Source organism: Catenulispora pinisilvae, assembly GCF_015356865.1.
GTDB classification, from domain to species: Bacteria; Actinomycetota; Actinomycetes; order Streptomycetales; family Catenulisporaceae; genus Catenulispora; species Catenulispora pinisilvae.
Genome location: NZ_JAAFZA010000063.1, coordinates 28795 through 46965, shown reverse-complemented (window position 1 = coordinate 46965; position 18171 = coordinate 28795). Strand labels below are relative to the sequence as shown.

Genomic DNA, 18171 nt, shown 5'->3' with positions numbered 1-18171 from the left:
GTACGCGGCCGCCACCTGCCCGCCTACCGTAAGGGCGCGGACTTGACCCCCGGACACCGGCGCTGTACCCCCCCGGGCTGCCGACGCGACCGAGGGGAACGGACCGCAACCACCTCAGGAACCGCCGCCGCTGAGACTGGCTCGACCACCCTATGGAACCGCGCCAGTTCCCCGAGGGAGCCAAGAGCCCCCGCCGGAGGCGCCGGCTCTTCACCAGGGCTCTTGATCTTGACCTTGATCTTGACCTTGACTGTGCCGTTGATCTTGCTTGTGATCTGGCTCTTGCTCCGACTTGCCGGAGTTGAAGAGGCTTGAGGTGCGGCGGGGTCGTGAACGCGTAGACCGGCAGCCGACGAACACACCCGCCGACCCGAACCCCGAACCGGCACAACCATGACCGAAGGCCGTAAAGAGCATTTAAATCCACAGCCTAACCGCAACCCGGCCCACAAACCCCACCCCCTCTACAGGCTCCAGCTCTAGAGCCTTTAGAGGCGGCCCACGCCCTCGGTCAGCGGGTATCGACCACCTGGAACGCCTCGGCGATCCGGCCTTCGGGCAGCCCCAGCCGCTGCGCGTTGCTCTGGCCCCAGGTGCGCAGCATGCCCTCCAGATCCGAGTGCCCGCTGATCTGCGAGGCGTGCGCCTGGAGCGCGGCCACCTTGCGGTCGAAGACGTCGGTGATGTCCACGGCGTGCGTGGCGTCCGTCATCGACATCACCCAGGTCTCGCCGACCGTCCAGGGCTCCAGCCCCTCCTGCTCCAGCAGTTCGGTGTGGGCCCACGGGTTGCGCGCGTCGGGGTAGACCGCCGCGATGGCCGCCTCGCCGACGGCGCGGTGGTCCGGGTGCGAGGCGTAGATGCGCGCCAGGTTCAGCTCGGCGGAGGGGATCAGGATCCGCTCGGGTCGCACCTGCCGGATCACCCGCGAGAGGTCGCGGCGCAGCTCCAGCGAGGGGGTCAGGCGGCCGTCGGGCCAGTGCAGGAAGCGGACGTCGCTTACCCCGACGGACTTGGCCGCCGCGGTCTGCTCGGCCTCGCGCAGCGCCCCGACCTGCGAGCGCGGCGTGTCCGGGAACGCCTCGCCGGCCTCGCCGCTGGTCGCGATCGCATAGGTGACCTCGATCCCGGCATCCGTCCAGGTGGCGACGGTGCCGGCGGCGCCGAAGTCGATGTCGTCGGGGTGGGCGGCGACGACGAGGATGCGGGACGGGACGCTGGCCTCGGGCATGGGCGGGCTCCTGGGTTCCGGGCGTGGCTGACCGGAGCGGTTCGGCTCCATGACGCGCAACGCCGTGCGGGCGGCTGGTGTTCCGGGTGCCGAAGTATCTCTTAGGCCGGTCGGGCTGCCGGTCAGGCCGGGCCGGGCGATCTCGCGGGCCGGGCCGGGCCAGGCCGGGCCGGGCCAGCCGCCGGCCCGAGCCGGCGGACCCTCGGTGCGGGCCGGGCCAGCCCCCGGCTCGGGCCGGTGGCGCGCGCTTCGGCCCAGGTGACCGCCTCATCTCGGCGAGCACTCCCGCGTTGTCGGTGCGGTCTGCGAAAATTCTGGAGTGAGCTCTTCCCTCTTCGCCCCAGGTGCCCTGCCATTGTTCCCCATGCTCGACGAGATCCGGGAGCAGCGCGGGTCGGGGGAGGAACGGCACACCGACCGCACGCTGCCCGAACCACCGGCGTGGGCCGACGAGGCCGACGCCGAGCGGGAGGGCTGGGAAGGCTGGGAGGAGCCCGAGGACGCCTGGGTCCCGCCGGAGGAGTCGGCCTCGGCCCGCAAGCTGCTCGACGGCCTGAACGACCCGCAGCGCGAGGCCGTCGTGCACACCGGCGGCCCGCTGCTGATCATCGCCGGCGCCGGCTCGGGCAAGACCCGGGTGCTGGCCCACCGCATCGCCTACCTGGTCGGCGAGCGGCACGCGCACCCCGGTTCGATACTGGCCATCACCTTCACCAACAAGGCCGCCGCCGAGATGCGGCAGCGCGTGGAGGAACTGGTCGGCCCGCGGGCCAAGCTGATGTGGGTCTCGACCTTCCACTCGGCCTGCGTCCGGATCCTGCGGGCCCAGGCCAAGACCGCCGGCCTGCCGAGCAACTTCTCGATCTACGACACCGCCGACTCCCAGCGCCTGATGACCATGGTGCTGCGGGAGCTGGAGATCGACCCGAAGAAGACCACGCCGCGCTCGATGCTCGGCCAGATCTCCAAGCTCAAGAACGAGCTGGTCGACCACGACACCTTCTCCAGCCGGGCCCAGACCGAGGCCGAGCGCCAGCTGGCGCAGGTCTACCGGATGTACTCCGACCGGTTGACCGCGGCGAAGGCGATGGACTTCGACGACATCATCATGACCACGGTGCACCTGCTCCAGGCCTTCCCGATGGTCGCCGAGCACTACCGCCGCCGGTTCCGGAACATCCTCGTCGACGAGTACCAGGACACCAACACCGCGCAGTACCAGCTGGTGAAGGAACTGGTCGGGCAGCACGAGAAGCGCACCGTCGACGGCGACCTGGTCAGGCCCGGCCTGAACACCGAGACTGTGCCCAATGAAGATCTGTTGCCCCCGGCCGAACTGTGCGTGGTCGGCGACGCGGACCAGTCCATCTACGCCTTCCGCGGCGCGACCATCCGCAACATCATCGAGTTCGAACGCGACTACCCGGACGCCAAGGTCATCAAGCTGGAGCAGAATTACCGCTCCACGCAGACCATCCTGACCGCGGCGAACGCGGTCATCGAGAACAACAAGGGCCGGCGCGCGAAGAACCTGTGGACCGACTCCGGCGACGGCAAGCTGATCACCGGATACGTCGCCGACGACGAGCACTCCGAGGCCCAGTACGTGGCCGAGGAGATCGACCGCCTGTCCGACGCCAAGGAGACCACGTACGGCGGCGTCGCGGTGTTCTACCGCACCAACGCGCAGTCCCGGGTCTTCGAGGAAATCTTCGTCCGCGTCGGCCTGCCCTACCGCGTGGTCGGCGGCGTCCGCTTCTATGAGCGCAAGGAGATCCGCGACGCGCTGGCCTACCTGCGCGCGCTGGCCAACGAGGACGACATCGTCTCGGTCCGGCGGATCCTGAACACCCCGAAGCGCGGCATCGGCGAGAAGGCTGAGGAGTCGCTGGAGCGGCTGGCCGCCCGCGACCGCATCTCCTTCGGCGACGCGCTCCGCCGGGCCGACGAGGCGCCCGCCCTGGCCGCGCGCTCGGTGAAGGCCGTCCAGGGCTTCACGCAGATGATGGACGAGCTGCGCGAGATGGCGTCCGAGTACGGGCCCGCGCACGTCCTGGAGGCCATACTGGAGCGCACGGGCCTGTTGCAGGAGCTCCAGGACTCCGACGACCCGCAGGACGAGACCCGCATCGAGAACCTCCGCGAACTCCTGGCCGTGGCGCTGGAATTCGAGCAGGCGCAGCCCGAGGGCCGCCTGCCGGAGTTCCTGGAGCGCGTGGCGCTGGTCGCCGACTCCGACCAGATCCCCGACGGCGAGGACCACGAGGGCATGGTCACCCTGATGACCCTGCACAGTGCCAAGGGCCTGGAGTTCCCGGTGGTGTTCCTCACCGGCATGGAGGACGGCATCTTCCCGCACATGCGCTCCATGGGCGACAAGAAGGAGATGGAGGAGGAGCGCCGCCTGGCCTACGTGGGCATCACCCGCGCCCGCGAGCAGCTGTACGTCTCCCGCTCCGTCTACCGCTCCGCCTGGGGCGCCCCGCAGTACAACCCGCCGTCGAAGTTCCTCGGCGAGATCCCGGACACCCTGCTCGAATGGGAGCGCACCGCCCCGGAGCCCAAGACCGCCGAGCGCTCCCCGTTCGGCGACCGCCGCGGCGTGACCCGCGGCTTCCAGCAACGCAAGGGCGCGGTGAAGGTGATCTCCCTGGACCCCGGCGACCGCGTGATCCACGACTCCTTCGGCATGGGCACCGTCGTCGCGGTCAGCGGCCGCGAACGGGACGAGGCGACGATCGACTTCGGCTCCTCGGGCCTGCGGACGCTGCTGCTGACGATGGCGCCGGTGCAGAAGCTGTAGTTAACCAGCTGTAACTAACCAGCTGTGACTAGGCAGCGGCCGACGAGGTCGGGTTCGGCGAGGTCGGCAGCCTCAGCCCGGCCGGGGGCTGGTCGGTGGTCTGCGAGGGGCCGGGGGCGACCAGGTCGACCGGGGTGCCGAAGGCGGAGAAGGTCTCGGTCAGCTTCATCGAAACGATGCCGGCCGCGCCGGCACCGACATCCGCGGTGTCGGTCTCGTAGAGCAGGGGGCGGCCGACGGCGTCCGTGTACAGGTCGGCCGAGATCTGGACCGGGTGCGCCTTGAACACCGGCAACGCCGACTGGCTCTGGATCAAGGATGCGGACAGCAGGGTGTAGGCATCGGCCTGGAAACGATAGTGATGGGCCGACCCGGCGGTCTGGTCGGGGAGTTCCTGTACCGCGGTGAGGTTGGGGTAGCGGAGCACTCCGAACTCGTCGCAGGGCGGGCGCAGCAGGTCGGCGGGGAGCGAGGCGGTAGCCACCTTGAACCATTTCGTGTCGCCCTGGCGGAGATAGTCGGTGCCGTCGACGAGCTCTTCCTCCAGGCCTCCCGAGCCCGTCATATGCGCGGCGAGGTGGCCGGGGCGCGCATCGGCCAGCACGTCCATGCTCAGCGCGGCCGTCTGTCCCTGCACGGTGGCCTTGAGCTGCATCTGGGCTTTCCACGAGGTCTGTTGGCAGGCCGCCTGGACCAGGCCCACCGCCGTCTCCGCGACCAGATCGGAGGACCCCGACGCGGCGGTGCCCGACGACGAGCCGCCCGAGGCCCCGCCCGACGAGGCCGCCCCGCCCGACGATCCGCCGACCGATGCCGAGATGTCCGCCAGCGCCGGCGCCTTGCTCCGGTCTTCGGAGCTGCTGCCGGACGGCTTGCCACAGGCGGCGCTCAAGGCCGCGACGGCGATGAGACAGGCGAGAACCCTGGATCTCCCGATCATCTGTACCCCCCCGGGTGATGTTGGTAGTACGAGCATTTGTACGCCTCGCCCGGGCGAAACGAAAGAGCCCGGGGGGTCCCGGGCTCTTTCGCAGTCTTCTGATCTTCGACGGTTGAACGTCTACGGTCGAACTTCGACGATCGAACTTCTACGGCACCAGACCGTGGCTCCGCAGGAACGGCATCGGGTCCACCGCCGTGGACGCCCCCGGCACCCCGTTGCCGGGATCGGCGGGCCCCGGGGGGTGGTATTCGAGGTGCAGGTGCGGTCCGGTGGTGTTGCCGGTGTCCCCGGACAGGGCGATGATCTGCCCGGCCGCGACCTTGCCGCTGCGCACCTTCATCACGCTCAGGTGGCAGTACCAGGTCTGGCTGCCGTCCGGGTGCTGCACCACGATCCGGTAGCCGTAGGGCCCGGCCCAGCCGGACTCTATGACCGTCCCGTCGGTGACCGCGACCACCTTGGTGCCGACCGGCACCGCGAAGTCCTGGCCGGTGTGCAGGTTGACCCAGCGGTCGCCGGCCTGGCCGAAGCCGGCGGTCAGCACGTAGTCCTGGACCGGCAGGTAGAACTTCTGCGACATCTCGGCGAGCCGCTGCTTCTCCAGCGCCTGCTGCTGCACCAGTTCGGTGCGCTGCTCGCTGCGGGTCGCGCGGTCGGCCAGGTTGGCGCTGGCCGCGCGCATCTGGAGCAGGTTCTGCTCCAGGCCGTTGGCCGGGGTGGCCGGGGCCGCGGCGTCCGCCGCGGTCTCGGTGTGGTTCGAGGGCAGGCGCAGGCCGCCGACCGCGGCGACCGCCACCGCGGCCACGCCGACGACCGCCGCGGGCGTCGAAGTGAACGCGTGCAGGGTGCGGCGCCCGGACAGCGAGACCGAGGGCCGGGCCGGCTTGCTGCCGAACGGGCGGGCCGGGGGAGTGCCGCCGGAGCGGCTGCGGGTCCGCAGCGGGGCGGCGTCGTCGCCGACCTCGTCGTACCCGTCGTCGCCGCTGCCGTCCTCGTACCCGTCGTAGCCGTAGCCCGCGTAGTCCTCGGCATCGTCCGTGTAGCCGGTCGCGGCGTACTCGCCGTCCTCGTACTCGCCTTCGTAGGCGCCCTCGGCGTCGTACGTACCCCCGCCGTTGTAGGCGTCATGGGCGTCGTACCCGACCTCGCCGTCCGGCAGGAGGTCGTAGGCGGCCTCGGTGGACCCGGGCGCCTCGTAGATGGCCTCGAAGGTCCCGGTGTCGAAGTCCGGGTGGTGGAAGTTGTGGTCCTCGTACTGCGGCTGCGCGCCGTACTGCTGGGCCTCGTACGCCGGCTGGCCGTAGTGCGGCTGCGGCTGGTGCTGCGCGGGCGGCTGCATCGGGTGCTGGGGCTGCGCCGGATGCTGGCGCTGCTGGTCGTACTGCTGCTGCGGCTGCCCGTACTGCGCGTACGGGTCCTGCCACCCCGGGCCGTCCCACATCGGGCTGGACTCGGGCGCCTGCGGCTGGGCCGGGATGACCGGCGCGGCGGGGGCCTGCTGCTGCGGGGCCGAATACGCCGCGTACACCGATTCGTAATAGCTCTGGTCCATCACCGGCTGCTGCGGCGCGGCGGCGGCCTCGTAGTCGTAGACAGCGCCCTGTTCATAGAAACCGCTCTGCGGTTGGGCCTCGTATACGCCGGACCACTCGTTGACCGCTTGGTAGCCGTCACTGGAACCGTACAGGCTGTCCTCGCCGTTAGGCGCTATGGCCGCATCCCAGTCGGTATCCCATTGCGACGAACCATGTTTTCCCATGACGGCCAACTACCTCCTGGGAACGTGGGACAGCCGATCTTCATAACGGGGCGGGGACAGCGCCGTTATCGAGTCGCGACTTTAGCGCCTCGGAGGCTGGACGGACAACGGTTCGGCTGACTTTGCGTGCCCTTTGCAAGCGGTTCACTGGTGTTGTCGCAGGAAGTCCGATGATCCTCACGGAGATTGTGCGGACCGTCACAGGGCGGGACTGGACAGGGCGCCGTCCCAGGTCGGCTACTGTGTGAAGCGGTTATGGCGGATCAAAGAAGATCTTCCGGTGGAACCCAAGTGGAGGCAGTCGCAATGAGCCAGTCAGCCCCGGTCCGCGTCGTCATCGCGAAGCCCGGCCTGGACGGCCACGACCGCGGCGCGAAGGTCGTGGCGCGCGCCCTGCGCGACGCCGGCGTCGAGGTCGTCTACACCGGCCTGCACCAGATGCCCGACCAGATCGTGGCCACCGCCATCCAGGAGGACGCCGACGCCATCGGGCTGTCGATCCTGTCCGGCGCGCACATGACGCAGTGCGCGAAGGTGATCGAGGTGCTGAAGGAGAAGGACGCCTCGGACATCAAGGTCTTCGTCGGCGGCATCATCCCGGAGGACGACTTCGCGCCGCTGAAGGAGATGGGCGTGGTGGCGATCTTCACCCCCGGCACCGCCACCCAGGAGATCGTCGACTGGGTCAACGAGAACCTGGCGCACGCCGCCTGACCCGGCGTCACAAAGCCCCACCCGGCTTGTGGGTGCCCTGAAATAGTGTTCGGGGCATGGCAGAACGTTGGACCGCCGCCCAGGTCAACTCGCTGGCCCCGGACCCCGCCGGGCAGAAGGCCGGCGCGAAGCTCGGGGTCCCCGGCCCGTGGTCGGGCATCGGATACCTGGAAGACGAGCGGTTGTTGTGGGGGGACTGCAAGGGGAGCGGGAGCAAGCCGTATCAGGTCACGGTCTCCGTGGCCGATTCGGACACCGCGTATCAGTGCACGTGCCCCAGTAGGAAGTTCCCGTGTAAGCACGCGCTGGGCCTGCTGTTGTTATGGGCGGCCGGCACGGTCCGGGACACCGAAGAGCTCCCGGAACGGGTCCAGGCCTGGTCCGACTCCCGGAAGGACCGCGCGGAGAAGTCCGCGGCCCGCAGCGTCGCCAAGGCCGAGAAGGCCGCCGCCGACCCCGAGGGCGTGGCCAAACGGGCCGCGCAGCGGGCCGAGCGGATCGGCAACGGCCTGGCCGACCTCGACCGCTGGCTCGCCGACCAGATCGCGGCCGGGCTGAGCGACCCGGCCACGCTCTCCTACGGCGCCGTGGACCCGGTCGCCAAGCGGCTGGTGGACGCGCAGGCGTCCGGGGTGGCCGGCCGGGTCCGGACCCTGCCCGGCACCCGCTCCGCCGCCGGCGACGCCTGGCCGGACGCGGTCCTGGCCGAGTTCTCCCGGCTGCACCTGCTGTGTCAGGCCTGGACCCGGCTGGCCGACCTGCCGCCGACGATGCAGGACACCGTGCGGCGGCGGATCGGGATCTCGGTCGACACCGACACCGTGCGCCGCGACGGCGAGCGGGTCGCGGGCCGCTGGCACGTCCTGGGGTCGCGCGATCGCGCCGCCGAGAAACTCACCGAGCGCCGGATCTGGCTGCGGGACGCCGAAAGCGGCCGGCTGGCGATGCTGCTGGCGTTCGGCGCCATGCAGCAGGCGCCGACGCTGGCGCTGCCGGTCGGCGCGGTCTACCGGGCCGAGATGGCGTTCCACTCCGAGGCGCTGCCGCTGCGGGCGCAGATGGAGACCGGCGAGGTCGTCACCACCGACACGGCCGCCGCCCCGGCGGGCGGGACGCTCCAAGCCGCGGCCGAGGAGTTCGCCGCGGCGCTCGCCGTGGATCCGTGGCAGGAGGGCTGGCCGGTGGTGATCGCGGACGCGGTCCCGGACCGGACCGGCGAACTGGCCGACGCCCAGGGCCGCCGCGTGCCGCTGATCAGCGACGAGACCGCCCTGTGGCGGCTGCTCGCGGTCTCCGGCGGCCATCCGGTGACGCTGTTCGGCGAGTACACGGACGCCGGGTTGGAACCGCTCACTGTGTGGGCCGACGGTTCGGCGGTCGGGCTGTGAACGCCTGGGCGCGCGGCGGACAGGACTCTGCGAAGCCCGCTCCGGCAGGGCCGGTGATTAGGGAATTTCAGGGTATTGCCATCGACCCCGTAAGTTGTCAGTGGCGTGGTGCACAATCTGTGGACATCAGTGCGAAGGCTGTGGGGATCTCCTACTCGGCGGAAGCGCGGTGAGCACCATGAACGAAACCTCCCATCAGACCGGCTCCGAGGTCTGGCAGGACCTTGTCTCGACGGCCCTGGTCGGCACCGACCGTCGCACCCCGCCGGCCGCCGGAGAGTTCGACGCGCCCGGTGACACCCCGGCCGCGGCCCTGCTCAGCTCGGCCGCGCTCATGAGCGCGTGGCGGCGGGCCGGCAGTGCCGGTTCGGCGTACTCCGCCGAGCTCGTCGGCGAGGCCGAGGGCGGGGCCCAGACCGAGGGCCGGGACGGCGCCGCGCCGGCCGCGAAGTCGGCCGCGCCCGACCCGCGCCCGCTGCTGTCGACCGCGACCTCGGCCCGGCTCACGGCGCTGGTGGCCTCGCGCTCGGAGACGCTTCCGGAGTACCTGGGCGCCGCCGCCAAGACCGGCTGCCGCGCGCCCGCCGAGCTGCTGCCCCCGCTGTTCGACTACGCCCGCGGCAGCATCGCGGTCCGGGCCGACCTGATGAAGCTGGCCGGCCCGCGCGGCACCTGGCTGGCCAAGCAGAACCAGCAGTGGTCGACCTTCACCCGCTACGCCGCGGCGCCGGACCCCGAGGCCTGGCGGTCCGACAAGCCGCACGAGCGCATCGGCTACCTCACCTGGTTCCGCGGCAAGGACCCGGCTTCGGCCCGGGTCCTGGTCCAGGAGGCGTGGACGCAGACCGGCCCGGGCGCCGGCGTGCTGGCCGCGGAGACCCGCGCCGCCTTCGTCGAGGCGCTGGCCGTCGGCCTGGGGCCGGAGGACGAGCCGTTCCTGGAATCAGCCCTGGACGACAAATCCCGCCAGGTCCGCGCCGAGGCGGTACGGCTGCTGGCCACCCTCCCGTCCTCGCGGTTCGCCGAGCGCATGGCCGCGCGGCTGCACGAGTGGGTCCGGGTGAGCACCGAGGGCACTGCCGTTCTGGTCACCCTCAAGGACGAGCCGCTGGCCGCCACCGAGGACCAGACCCGGGACGGTATAGGCGAGGGCTGGGTGCAGACCGAGGACGAGCGGCGGCTGGCCAAGCTCCAGCCCTCGTACTGGCTGGAGGACCTCATAGCCTCGACGCCGCTGGCGGCCTGGGAGCACTACGGGCTCCTCCCCGCCGAGCTGCTGCGGGCCACGGCCGCGAACCGCTGGGAGGCGAACTCCTGCCACCGCGGCTGGCGCTCGGCCACCCTGCGGCAGAAGGACCCGGCCTGGGCCGAGGCGTTCTGCGCCGTCAACGCCGCCAACGACATGCTGGAGCTGCTGTCCGACGAGGCCGCCGAACGCTGGTGTCTGGGCGTCGTGGCCAGCCACCGGTCGCAGTACTCGATCCACAGCACCCCGATCATCCTCAGCCGGCTGGGCCGGCCCTGGTCCGACGCGGTCTGCCAGGCCCTGCTCGACTCGATCCCGGTCTACCTGCCGAACGCCACCCGCAACGACGTGGCGCGCTTCTTCGGCATGGACAATCTGGCGGGCCGCTGGATGCCGCCGTCGTACGTGGACGCCGTGGCGGCCAAGGCCGAGGAGATCCGGGCCGGGCTGCCGCTGTGGGCCGAGGACCTGGACGACCTCGCGTCGATGCTGCGGGACCGGGCCCTGATGCTCGCCGAACTCGACACTGTCTAACGATCTGGACTCTGTCCGAAACCTTCCCCCAAGGTGGACCCTTGAGTGGGTACCGCCTTGCCGAAATCGAAAGTTGTCTGCCATGTCTGCCAAAGCCGCTGCCACTGAAGCAACAGAGCCGACCGTTCTGCGCCAGCATGCCGAGCACGCCTTCGCCGGGGAACTGGACGCCCTGCGCAAGGCCGACGCCGACTCCGGCCGCCCGAGGCCGCCGCGCTGGAAGCTGTCGCCGTGGGCAGTCGCCACCTATCTGCTCGGCGGCAGGCTCCAAGACGGTACTGAGATAACAGCGAAGTACATCGGCCCGCGCCGGATCGTCGAGATCGCCATCGCCACCCTGGCCACCGACCGCGCGCTGCTGCTGGTCGGCGTCCCGGGGACGGCGAAGACCTGGGTCTCCGAGCACCTGGCGGCGGCCATCTCCGGCGACTCCACGCTGCTGGTGCAGGGCACCGCAGGCACGCCGGAGGAGGCCATGCGCTACGGCTGGAACTACGCGCAGCTGCTGGCCCACGGTCCCTCGCGCGACGCGCTGGTCCCCAGCCCCCTGATGGTCGCCATGTCCACCGGCGCGATCGCCCGCATCGAAGAGCTCACCCGGATACCGGCCGACGTGCAGGACACCCTGATCACGATCCTGTCGGAGAAGACGCTGCCGATCCCGGAACTCGGCGAGGAGACCCAGGCCGAGAAGGGCTTCAGCGTCATCGCCACCGCGAACGACCGGGACAAGGGCGTCAACGACCTGTCCTCGGCGCTGCGCCGCCGGTTCAACACCGTGGTCCTGCCGCTGCCCGCTACCGCCGAGGAGGAGATCGCGATCGTCTCCCAGCGCGTGCAGTCCCTGGGCAAGGCGCTGGAACTGCCCGAGGTCCCGGCCGCGCACGAGGAGATCCGCCGTGTGGTCACGGTCTTCCGCGAGCTTCGCAGCGGCCTGACCGAGGACGGCAAGACCAAGCTGAAGACCCCCTCGGGCACCCTGTCCCCGGCCGAGGCCATCTCGGTGGTGGCCGGCGGCATCGCGCTGGCCGCGCACTTCGGCGACGGCACGCTGCGCCCGGCCGACATCGCGGCCGGCATCATCGGCGCGGTGGTGAAGGACACCTCGACCGACAAGCTGGTCTGGCAGGAGTACCTGGAGACGGTCGCCCGCGGCCGCGACGGCTGGACCGACTTCTACCGCAGCTGCCGCGAGGTCAGCGCCTGATGACGGTGACTGCCACGCCGGCCGGCCCGGTCGCGGGCGCAGGAGCGGCGGCCGGGCCGGTCACGCTGCTGGGCATCCGGCACCACGGCCCGGGATCGGCGCGCGCGGTCGCGGCGGCGCTGGCCGAGCTGAAGCCGGACGCGATCCTCATCGAGGGCCCGCCGGAGGCCGACGCGCTGATCCCGATGGCCGCGCATCCCTCGATGCGCCCGCCGGTCGCGCTGCTGGTCTACGCCGACGCCGACCCCTCACGGGCCGGATTCTGGCCCTTCGCCGAGTTCAGCCCCGAGTGGATCGCCATGCGGTTCGGGGTCGGTGCCGACATCCCCGTGCGGTTCATCGACCTGCCCTCGGGCCACCGGTTTGCCGACCTCCCGCAGGATGAAGATGCCGAGGATCGCGAGCAGGGAACCGCCTCCGAAGACGATCAGGAAGAGCAGCGCCATAGCGAGGAACGGCATGCCCTGGACTCTATGCGCCGGACCGATCCCATCGCCGCACTCGCCACGGCGGCCGGCTATGACGATCCCGAGCGTTGGTGGGAAGACGTCGTCGAGCAACGTGCGAACGGCACGTTCTCAGCCCTCGACTCCTTCGCCGCGATCGCCGAGGCGATGGCCGCCGTCCGCGACCAGACCCGGCCCGAGGACGAGCAGCGCGAGGCGTACATGCGCCAGTGCATCCGCGAGGAGATCAAGGCCGGCCGCCAGCGGATCGCGGTGATCTGCGGGGCCTTCCACGTCCCGGCTCTGGCCGAGATCGGCCCGGCCGCCCCGGACGCCAAGATCCTCAAGGAACTGCCGAAGAAGGCGAAGACCACCGCGACCTGGGTCCCGTGGACCCACGGCCGGCTGTCCTTCCGCTCCGGCTACGGCGCCGGCATCGAGTCGCCGGGCTGGTACCACCACTTGTTCACGGCCCCTGACCTGGTCGTCGAACGCTGGCTGGCCCGGGTCGCCGAGCTGTTCCGGGCCGAGGACCTGATGGTCTCCTCCGCACACCTGATCGAGGCGACGCGCCTGGCCCAGACCCTGGCCACGCTGCGCGGCCGCACCCTGGCCGGGCTGACCGAGGTCACCGAGGCCGTGCAGTCAGTGCTCTGCGACGGCTACGACACCCAGATGGCGCTGGTCCGGGACAAGCTGGTGATCGGCGAGGACCTGGGCGAGGTGCCGCCGGACGTGCCGGTGGTGCCGCTGGCCGCGGACCTGGCCAAGGAGCACAAGCGGCTGCGCTTCGGGCCCAGGCCCGGCCAGACCGAGGTGAAGCTGGACCTGCGCGAGCCCAACCCGGGCGACAAGTCGCGGCTGCTGCACCGGCTGAACATCCTCGGCATCCACTGGGGCACGCTGGGCCGGTCCCAGGGCAGCGGCACCTTCTGGGAGACCTGGTCGCTGGACTGGCAGCCGGAGTTCGCGGTGAAACTGGTCGAGGCCGCGATCTGGGGCACCACGGTGGCCACCGCGGCCTCGGCGAAGTCCGCGGACCGCGCGGCGAACGCCGAGCAGCTGGCCGGGATCACCGACGTCGTCGAGGCCTGCCTGCTGGCCGACCTGCCGGACGCGCTGGACCCGATCATGACGCTGCTGGCCGACCGCGCGGCGCTGGACACCGACGTGGCGCACCTGGCCGACGCGCTGCCGGCGCTGGCCCGGACCCTGCGCTACGGCGACGTGCGCGGTACCGACACCTCCTCGCTGCGCAAGGTCGCCGACACCCTGGTGGTCCGCATCGCGCTCGGCTTCCCGCCGGCCTGTTCCGGTCTGGACGAGGACGGCGCGCAGAAGATGCGGGTGCGGATGGACAAGACGCACCAGGCGGTCGGGCTGCTCGACGACGCCGCCGCGATCCAGGAGTGGCACCGGGCGCTGCGCCTGGTCGCCGACCGCGAGGGCATGACCGGCCTGCTCGCCGGGCGCGCGCTGCGTCTGCTCTACGACGCCGACAAGATCGGCGGCGACGAGCTGAACCGGCGCATGGGCCTGGCCCTGACCCCGGGCGTGCCGCCGGCCGAGGCCGCGGCCTGGCTGGACGGCGTGCTGTCCGGCGGTGCGATGCTGCTGATCCACGACCCGGTGCTGCTGGGCCTGCTGGACCGCTGGATCGCCGGGATCCCGGCGGACACCTTCACCGACGTGCTGCCGCTGCTGCGCCGCACGTTCTCGAACTTCGAGGGCCCCGAGCGCCGCAAGATCGGCGAGCTGGCCCGGACCGTCGGCGCGGCCCCGGTGGCCGGCGTCGCGGCCGGGGCCGAGCCGCCCGGCTTCGACCGGGCCCGCGGCGACCGCGCGCTGCCGGTGGTGCGGATGCTGCTGGGCCTGGGGACCAAGGGGGAGACAGATGCCTGACACGCTCGAAGCGGCTGAAGCCGCCGAAGCCGAGCGCATGCGCCGCTGGCGCCTGGTCCTGGGCGGGGACGACGACGGCACCGGCTGCAAGCTGAGCGGCGTCGATCTGGAGATGGACAAGGCACTCGCCGCGCTCTACAACAAGGGCGGCTACGAGACCGGGGGCGGCGGCGCCGTCCGCACCAAGGGCCGCGGCGGCAAGCAGGCCCCGCGCAGCGCCGGCCTCGGAACGTCCTCGCCGCAGGTCGCGCGCTGGCTTGGCGACATCCGCAACTACTTCCCGCAGACCGTCGTGCAGGTCATGCAGCGCGACGCCATCGACCGGCTGAACCTGCGCCAGCTGCTGCTGGAGCCGGAGATGATGGAGTCGGTCGAGCCGGACGTGCACCTGGTCGGCACCCTGCTGTCGCTGAACCACCTGATGCCCGCCGAGACCAAGGAGACCGCCCGCCAGGTGGTCCGCAAACTGGTCGAGGACCTGGAGCGGCGGCTCGGCGCCAAACTGCGCGCCACGGTCAGCGGCGCCCTGGACAAGAGCACCCGCACCAGCCGCCCCCGGCACAGCGACATCGACTGGGGCCGCACCATCCAGGTGAACCTCAAGAACTACCTGCCGGAGTACCGGACGGTGGTCCCCGAGCGGCTGGTCGGCTACGCGCGCAAGGAGCGCGCGGTGAAGCGCGACGTGGTCCTGGCCATCGACCAGTCGGGCTCGATGTACGCCTCGGTGGTCTACGCCTCGGTGTTCGGCGCGGTGCTGGCCTCGCTGAAATCGCTGAAGACCTCGCTGGTCGTCTTCGACACGGCGGTGGTGGACCTGACCCCGCAACTCAGCGACCCGGTCGACGTCCTGTTCGGCACCCAGCTCGGCGGCGGCACGGACATCAACCGCGCGATCGCCTACAGCCAGTCACTGATCACCCGCCCGACCGAGTCCATCTTCATCCTGATCTCCGACCTCTACGAAGGCGGCGTCCGCCGCGAGATGCTGCGCCGGGTCGCGGAGATGACGGCGGCCGGCACCCAGGTGATCGTCCTGCTGGCGCTCTCGGACGAAGGCGCGCCCTCCTATGACCGCGAGAACGCCTCGGCGCTGGCGGCGCTGGGCGTGCCCGCCTTCGCCTGCACCCCCGACAAGTTCGGGGACCTGATGGCGGCGGCGATCCAACGGCAGGACTTGAGCAAGTTCCTGGACGACTAGCAGCGATTCCTCATCCAGCCTCGGCCCGCGGCTCGCCCTAGGATCGTCCAGGGCGGCCGTCGGCGTGGACGGCCGTCGTGACCGGTGACAGGAGTGAAGTGATGACAGGCGGCAATCTGACCCGCGACGAGGCCGCGGAGCGTGCCCGGCTGCTGACGGCCGAGCACTACGCCGTCGAGCTCGATCTGACCCGCGGCGACACCACGTTCGGGTCGAAGAGCACCATCACCTTCGCCTGCTCCGAGCCGGGGGCGTCCAGTTTCGTCGACCTGCTGGCGCCGAGTGTGCGCAGCGTCACGCTGAACGGCGAGGCGCTGGACCCCGCCGAGGTGTTCGACGGCGCGCGGGTGCGTCTGAGCGGCTTGCAGACCGAGAACGTCGTCGTCATCGACGCCGACGCCGCCTACAGCCGCACCGGCGAGGGCCTGCACCGCTTCGTCGATCCGGTGGACGGCGAGGTGTACCTCTACACCCAGTTCGAGCCCGCCGACTCGCGGCGGCTGTTCGCCAACTTCGAGCAGCCCGATCTCAAGGCCCGCTTCCAATTCACCGTCACCGCCCCGGCGCACTGGCGGGTCTGGTCCAACGAGACGCTGGAGGAGCTGACGCAGGGCGCGGACGACGCCAACACCTGGCGCTTCAACCCCACCGAGCCGATCTCCACCTACATCACCGCGATCGTGGCCGGGGACTACCACGTCGTCGAGGACCAGCACACCGTGCGTCTCAAGGACGGCTCGGACCTGCTGATCCCGGTCAGCGCGATGGTCCGCAAGTCGCTGGCCCCGTACTTCGACGCCGCGGCGATCCTCGACGTCACCAAGGCCGGCCTGGACTTCTACCACGAGATCTTCGACTACCCGTACCCGTTCGGGAAGTACGACTCGGCCTTCGTACCCGAGTACAACCTCGGCGCCATGGAGAACCCGGGCCTGGTCACCTTCAACGAGCGCATGGTCTACCGCTCCAAGACCACCGACGCCTCCTACCAGGGCCGCGCCAACACGATCATGCACGAGATGGCGCACATGTGGTTCGGCGACCTGGTCACCATGAAGTGGTGGGACGACCTGTGGCTCAAGGAGTCCTTCGCGGACTTCATGGGTGCCTTCGCCCTGACCCGCGCCACCCGCTGGCAGCACGCCTGGGTCTCCTTCGCCAACGGCCGCAAGGCCTGGGCCTACCGGCAGGACCAGCTGCCGACCACGCACCCGATCGTGGCCGACATCCGCGACCTGGAGGACGCCCGCCTCAACTTCGACGGCATCACCTACGCCAAGGGCGCCTCGGTCCTGAAGCAGCTGGCCGCCTACGTCGGCGAGGACGCGTTCCTGGAGGGCGCCCGCCGCTACTTCAAGCGCCACGCGTTCGGCAACACCACCCTGAGCGACCTGCTGGCCGTCCTGGAGGAGACCTCGGGCCGGGACATGAAGGCGTGGTCGAAGGCCTGGCTCCAGACCGCCGGCGTCAACACCCTGACCGCCGAGGTGGAGACCGACGCGAACGGCGTGGTCACCGGCGCGCGGATCCGGCAGAGCGCCGTCCCGGACTTCCCGACACTGCGCCCGCACCGCATCGCCGTGGGCTGCTACTCCCCGAACCCGGCCACCGGCGACGTGGAGCTGACCGAGCGGATCGAGCTGGACGTCGACGGCGAACTCACCGACCTGCCGCAGCTGGCCGGCCAGCCGCGCCCGGGCCTGGTGCTGCTCAACGACCAGGACCTGACCTACGCCAAGATCCGCTTCACCGCCGCCGAACTGGACGCCTTCGAGCGCGGCGGCATCGCGGCCCTGCCGGACTCCATGGCCCGCGCGCTGGCCTGGTCCGGGGTGTGGCACATGACCCGGGACGCGGTGATGTCCGGCCGCCGCTTCATCGCCATCGTGCTGCGCAACATCGAGGCCGAGACCGACATCAGCGTCGTGCAGAACCTGCTGCGGCAGGTGCACCAGGTGCGCGGGGAGTACCTGGACCCGGCCAACCGCCCGGCCGCCGACGTCGCGATCTCCACGCGGCTGTGGGACGCGCTGTCGGCGGCGCCGGCCGGCAGCGACCACCAGGTGGCCTTCGGCTACGGCGTGGTGCGCGGGGCGAGTCAGGATTCGGACTTCGCCAAGCTCCGGGCCCTGCTCTCCGGCGAGCTCTCCTTCCCCGGCCTGACCGTGGACCAGGACCTGCGCTGGGCGATCATCGAGACGCTGGCCGCCGCGGGCCGGGACGACGACGGCGCGCTGGCCGAGCGCGAGGCCGCGACCGACGACACCGCCGACGGCCGCCGGCACCTGGCCGCCGCCCGCGCCGCGCGCCCGCTGGCCCAGGCCAAGGCCGAGGCCTGGCGGCTGGTCGTCGCCACACCCGATCAGCCCAACGACCTGATCGGCGCGGTGCTGTCCGAGTTCTACCAGGTCGGCGGCGAGCAGCTGGCCGAGCCGTACGTCGAGCCCTACTTCGAGGCGCTGGCGGCGCTCTGGGCCGAGCGCAGCATCCAGAACGCCGAGCGGATCGTCACCGGCGGCTACCCCTGGCCGCTGACCTCGCCGGACCTGCTGGCCCGCACCGACGCCTGGCTCGCCTCCGACGCGGCCAAGGCGCCGGCCCTGCGCCGGCTGGTGCTGGAGGCGCGCGACGGCGCGGCGCGCGCGTTGCGAGCGCAGGAATGCGACCGGAACGCTTAGCGAATCCCAGGTATGGCGTCCAACCCCACTGGTCCCGTCTCGCATGGCGGGACCAGTGACGGGTCCCTCATGTGCGCGAATTCACACCCCCGGTGTTCGCCTCCCGGTTCGTGATCTGG

The 18171-nt window shown here is 71.1% G+C and carries 11 protein-coding genes; 8 read left to right on the top strand and 3 right to left on the bottom strand.

Going from position 1 to position 18171, the window contains the following annotated elements; all coding sequences use genetic code 11:
* Positions 1 to 511: 511 nt before the first annotated feature.
* Positions 512 to 1231, bottom strand: a complete 720-nt coding sequence (locus IZR01_RS19230) for a PIG-L deacetylase family protein (protein ID WP_194893353.1) — start codon at positions 1229 to 1231, stop codon at positions 512 to 514.
* Between the two features lie 364 nt (positions 1232 to 1595).
* Between IZR01_RS19230 and pcrA the strand changes: the two genes are divergently transcribed.
* Entirely contained in the window at positions 1596 to 4034 is a 2439-nt protein-coding gene (pcrA, locus tag IZR01_RS19225; RefSeq protein WP_194893383.1) for a DNA helicase PcrA, read from the top strand.
* 28 nt (positions 4035 to 4062) lie between these two features.
* On the opposite strand, the gene IZR01_RS19220 is transcribed toward pcrA, so the two are convergent.
* Positions 4063 to 4974, bottom strand: a complete 912-nt coding sequence (locus IZR01_RS19220; RefSeq protein ID WP_194893354.1) for a hypothetical protein — start codon at positions 4972 to 4974, stop codon at positions 4063 to 4065.
* Between the two features lie 148 nt (positions 4975 to 5122).
* Positions 5123 to 6736 carry a M23 family metallopeptidase gene (locus IZR01_RS19215; protein WP_194893355.1) on the bottom strand — a complete coding sequence of 538 codons (1614 nt, stop codon included), beginning with the start codon at positions 6734 to 6736 and terminating at the stop codon, positions 5123 to 5125.
* Positions 6737 to 7042: 306 nt separating this feature from the next.
* On the opposite strand from IZR01_RS19215, the gene icmB reads away from it, so the two are divergent.
* From icmB to pepN, 7 genes are all read left to right on the top strand, one after another.
* On the top strand, positions 7043 to 7450 hold the full coding sequence (icmB, locus tag IZR01_RS19210; RefSeq protein ID WP_194893356.1) for a coenzyme B12-dependent isobutyryl CoA mutase small subunit: 408 nt from the start codon (positions 7043 to 7045) through the stop codon (positions 7448 to 7450).
* Between the two features lie 56 nt (positions 7451 to 7506).
* Positions 7507 to 8838, top strand: coding sequence for an SWIM zinc finger family protein (locus IZR01_RS19205; RefSeq protein ID WP_194924625.1), 1332 nt, complete (start codon positions 7507 to 7509; stop codon positions 8836 to 8838).
* A 178-nt stretch (positions 8839 to 9016) separates the two neighbouring features.
* Positions 9017 to 10618, top strand: a complete 1602-nt coding sequence (locus IZR01_RS19200; protein ID WP_194924624.1) for a DUF5691 domain-containing protein — start codon at positions 9017 to 9019, stop codon at positions 10616 to 10618.
* Between the two features lie 82 nt (positions 10619 to 10700).
* Positions 10701 to 11825, top strand: a complete 1125-nt coding sequence (locus tag IZR01_RS19195) for an ATP-binding protein (RefSeq protein ID WP_194924623.1) — start codon at positions 10701 to 10703, stop codon at positions 11823 to 11825.
* Positions 11825 to 14173 carry a DUF5682 family protein gene (locus IZR01_RS19190; protein WP_194924622.1) on the top strand — a complete coding sequence of 783 codons (2349 nt, stop codon included), beginning with the start codon at positions 11825 to 11827 and terminating at the stop codon, positions 14171 to 14173. Before IZR01_RS19195 ends, IZR01_RS19190 begins: the two co-directional genes overlap by 1 nt.
* Positions 14166 to 15374 (top strand): VWA domain-containing protein, encoded by a 1209-nt coding sequence (locus tag IZR01_RS19185; protein WP_194924621.1) that lies wholly within the window; start codon positions 14166 to 14168, stop codon positions 15372 to 15374. The genes IZR01_RS19190 and IZR01_RS19185 overlap by 8 nt, the downstream gene beginning before the upstream one ends.
* A 101-nt stretch (positions 15375 to 15475) precedes the next feature.
* Positions 15476 to 18052, top strand: a complete 2577-nt coding sequence (gene pepN, locus IZR01_RS19180) for an aminopeptidase N (protein ID WP_194924620.1) — start codon at positions 15476 to 15478, stop codon at positions 18050 to 18052.
* Positions 18053 to 18171 lie beyond the last annotated feature (119 nt).

What these genes read in the sequence shown, in the direction of transcription:
- IZR01_RS19230 (WP_194893353.1), bottom strand. Translation starts at nt 1,231, where the DNA reads ATGCCCGAGGCCAGCGTCCCGTCCCGCATCCTCGTCGTCGCCGCCCAC.
- pcrA (WP_194893383.1), top strand. Translation starts at nt 1,596, where the DNA reads ATGCTCGACGAGATCCGGGAGCAGCGCGGGTCGGGGGAGGAACGGCAC.
- IZR01_RS19220 (WP_194893354.1), bottom strand. Translation starts at nt 4,974, where the DNA reads ATGATCGGGAGATCCAGGGTTCTCGCCTGTCTCATCGCCGTCGCGGCC.
- IZR01_RS19215 (WP_194893355.1), bottom strand. Translation starts at nt 6,736, where the DNA reads ATGGGAAAACATGGTTCGTCGCAATGGGATACCGACTGGGATGCGGCC.
- icmB (WP_194893356.1), top strand. Translation starts at nt 7,043, where the DNA reads ATGAGCCAGTCAGCCCCGGTCCGCGTCGTCATCGCGAAGCCCGGCCTG.
- IZR01_RS19205 (WP_194924625.1), top strand. Translation starts at nt 7,507, where the DNA reads ATGGCAGAACGTTGGACCGCCGCCCAGGTCAACTCGCTGGCCCCGGAC.
- IZR01_RS19200 (WP_194924624.1), top strand. Translation starts at nt 9,017, where the DNA reads ATGAACGAAACCTCCCATCAGACCGGCTCCGAGGTCTGGCAGGACCTT.
- IZR01_RS19195 (WP_194924623.1), top strand. Translation starts at nt 10,701, where the DNA reads ATGTCTGCCAAAGCCGCTGCCACTGAAGCAACAGAGCCGACCGTTCTG.
- IZR01_RS19190 (WP_194924622.1), top strand. Translation starts at nt 11,825, where the DNA reads ATGACGGTGACTGCCACGCCGGCCGGCCCGGTCGCGGGCGCAGGAGCG.
- IZR01_RS19185 (WP_194924621.1), top strand. Translation starts at nt 14,166, where the DNA reads ATGCCTGACACGCTCGAAGCGGCTGAAGCCGCCGAAGCCGAGCGCATG.
- pepN (WP_194924620.1), top strand. Translation starts at nt 15,476, where the DNA reads ATGACAGGCGGCAATCTGACCCGCGACGAGGCCGCGGAGCGTGCCCGG.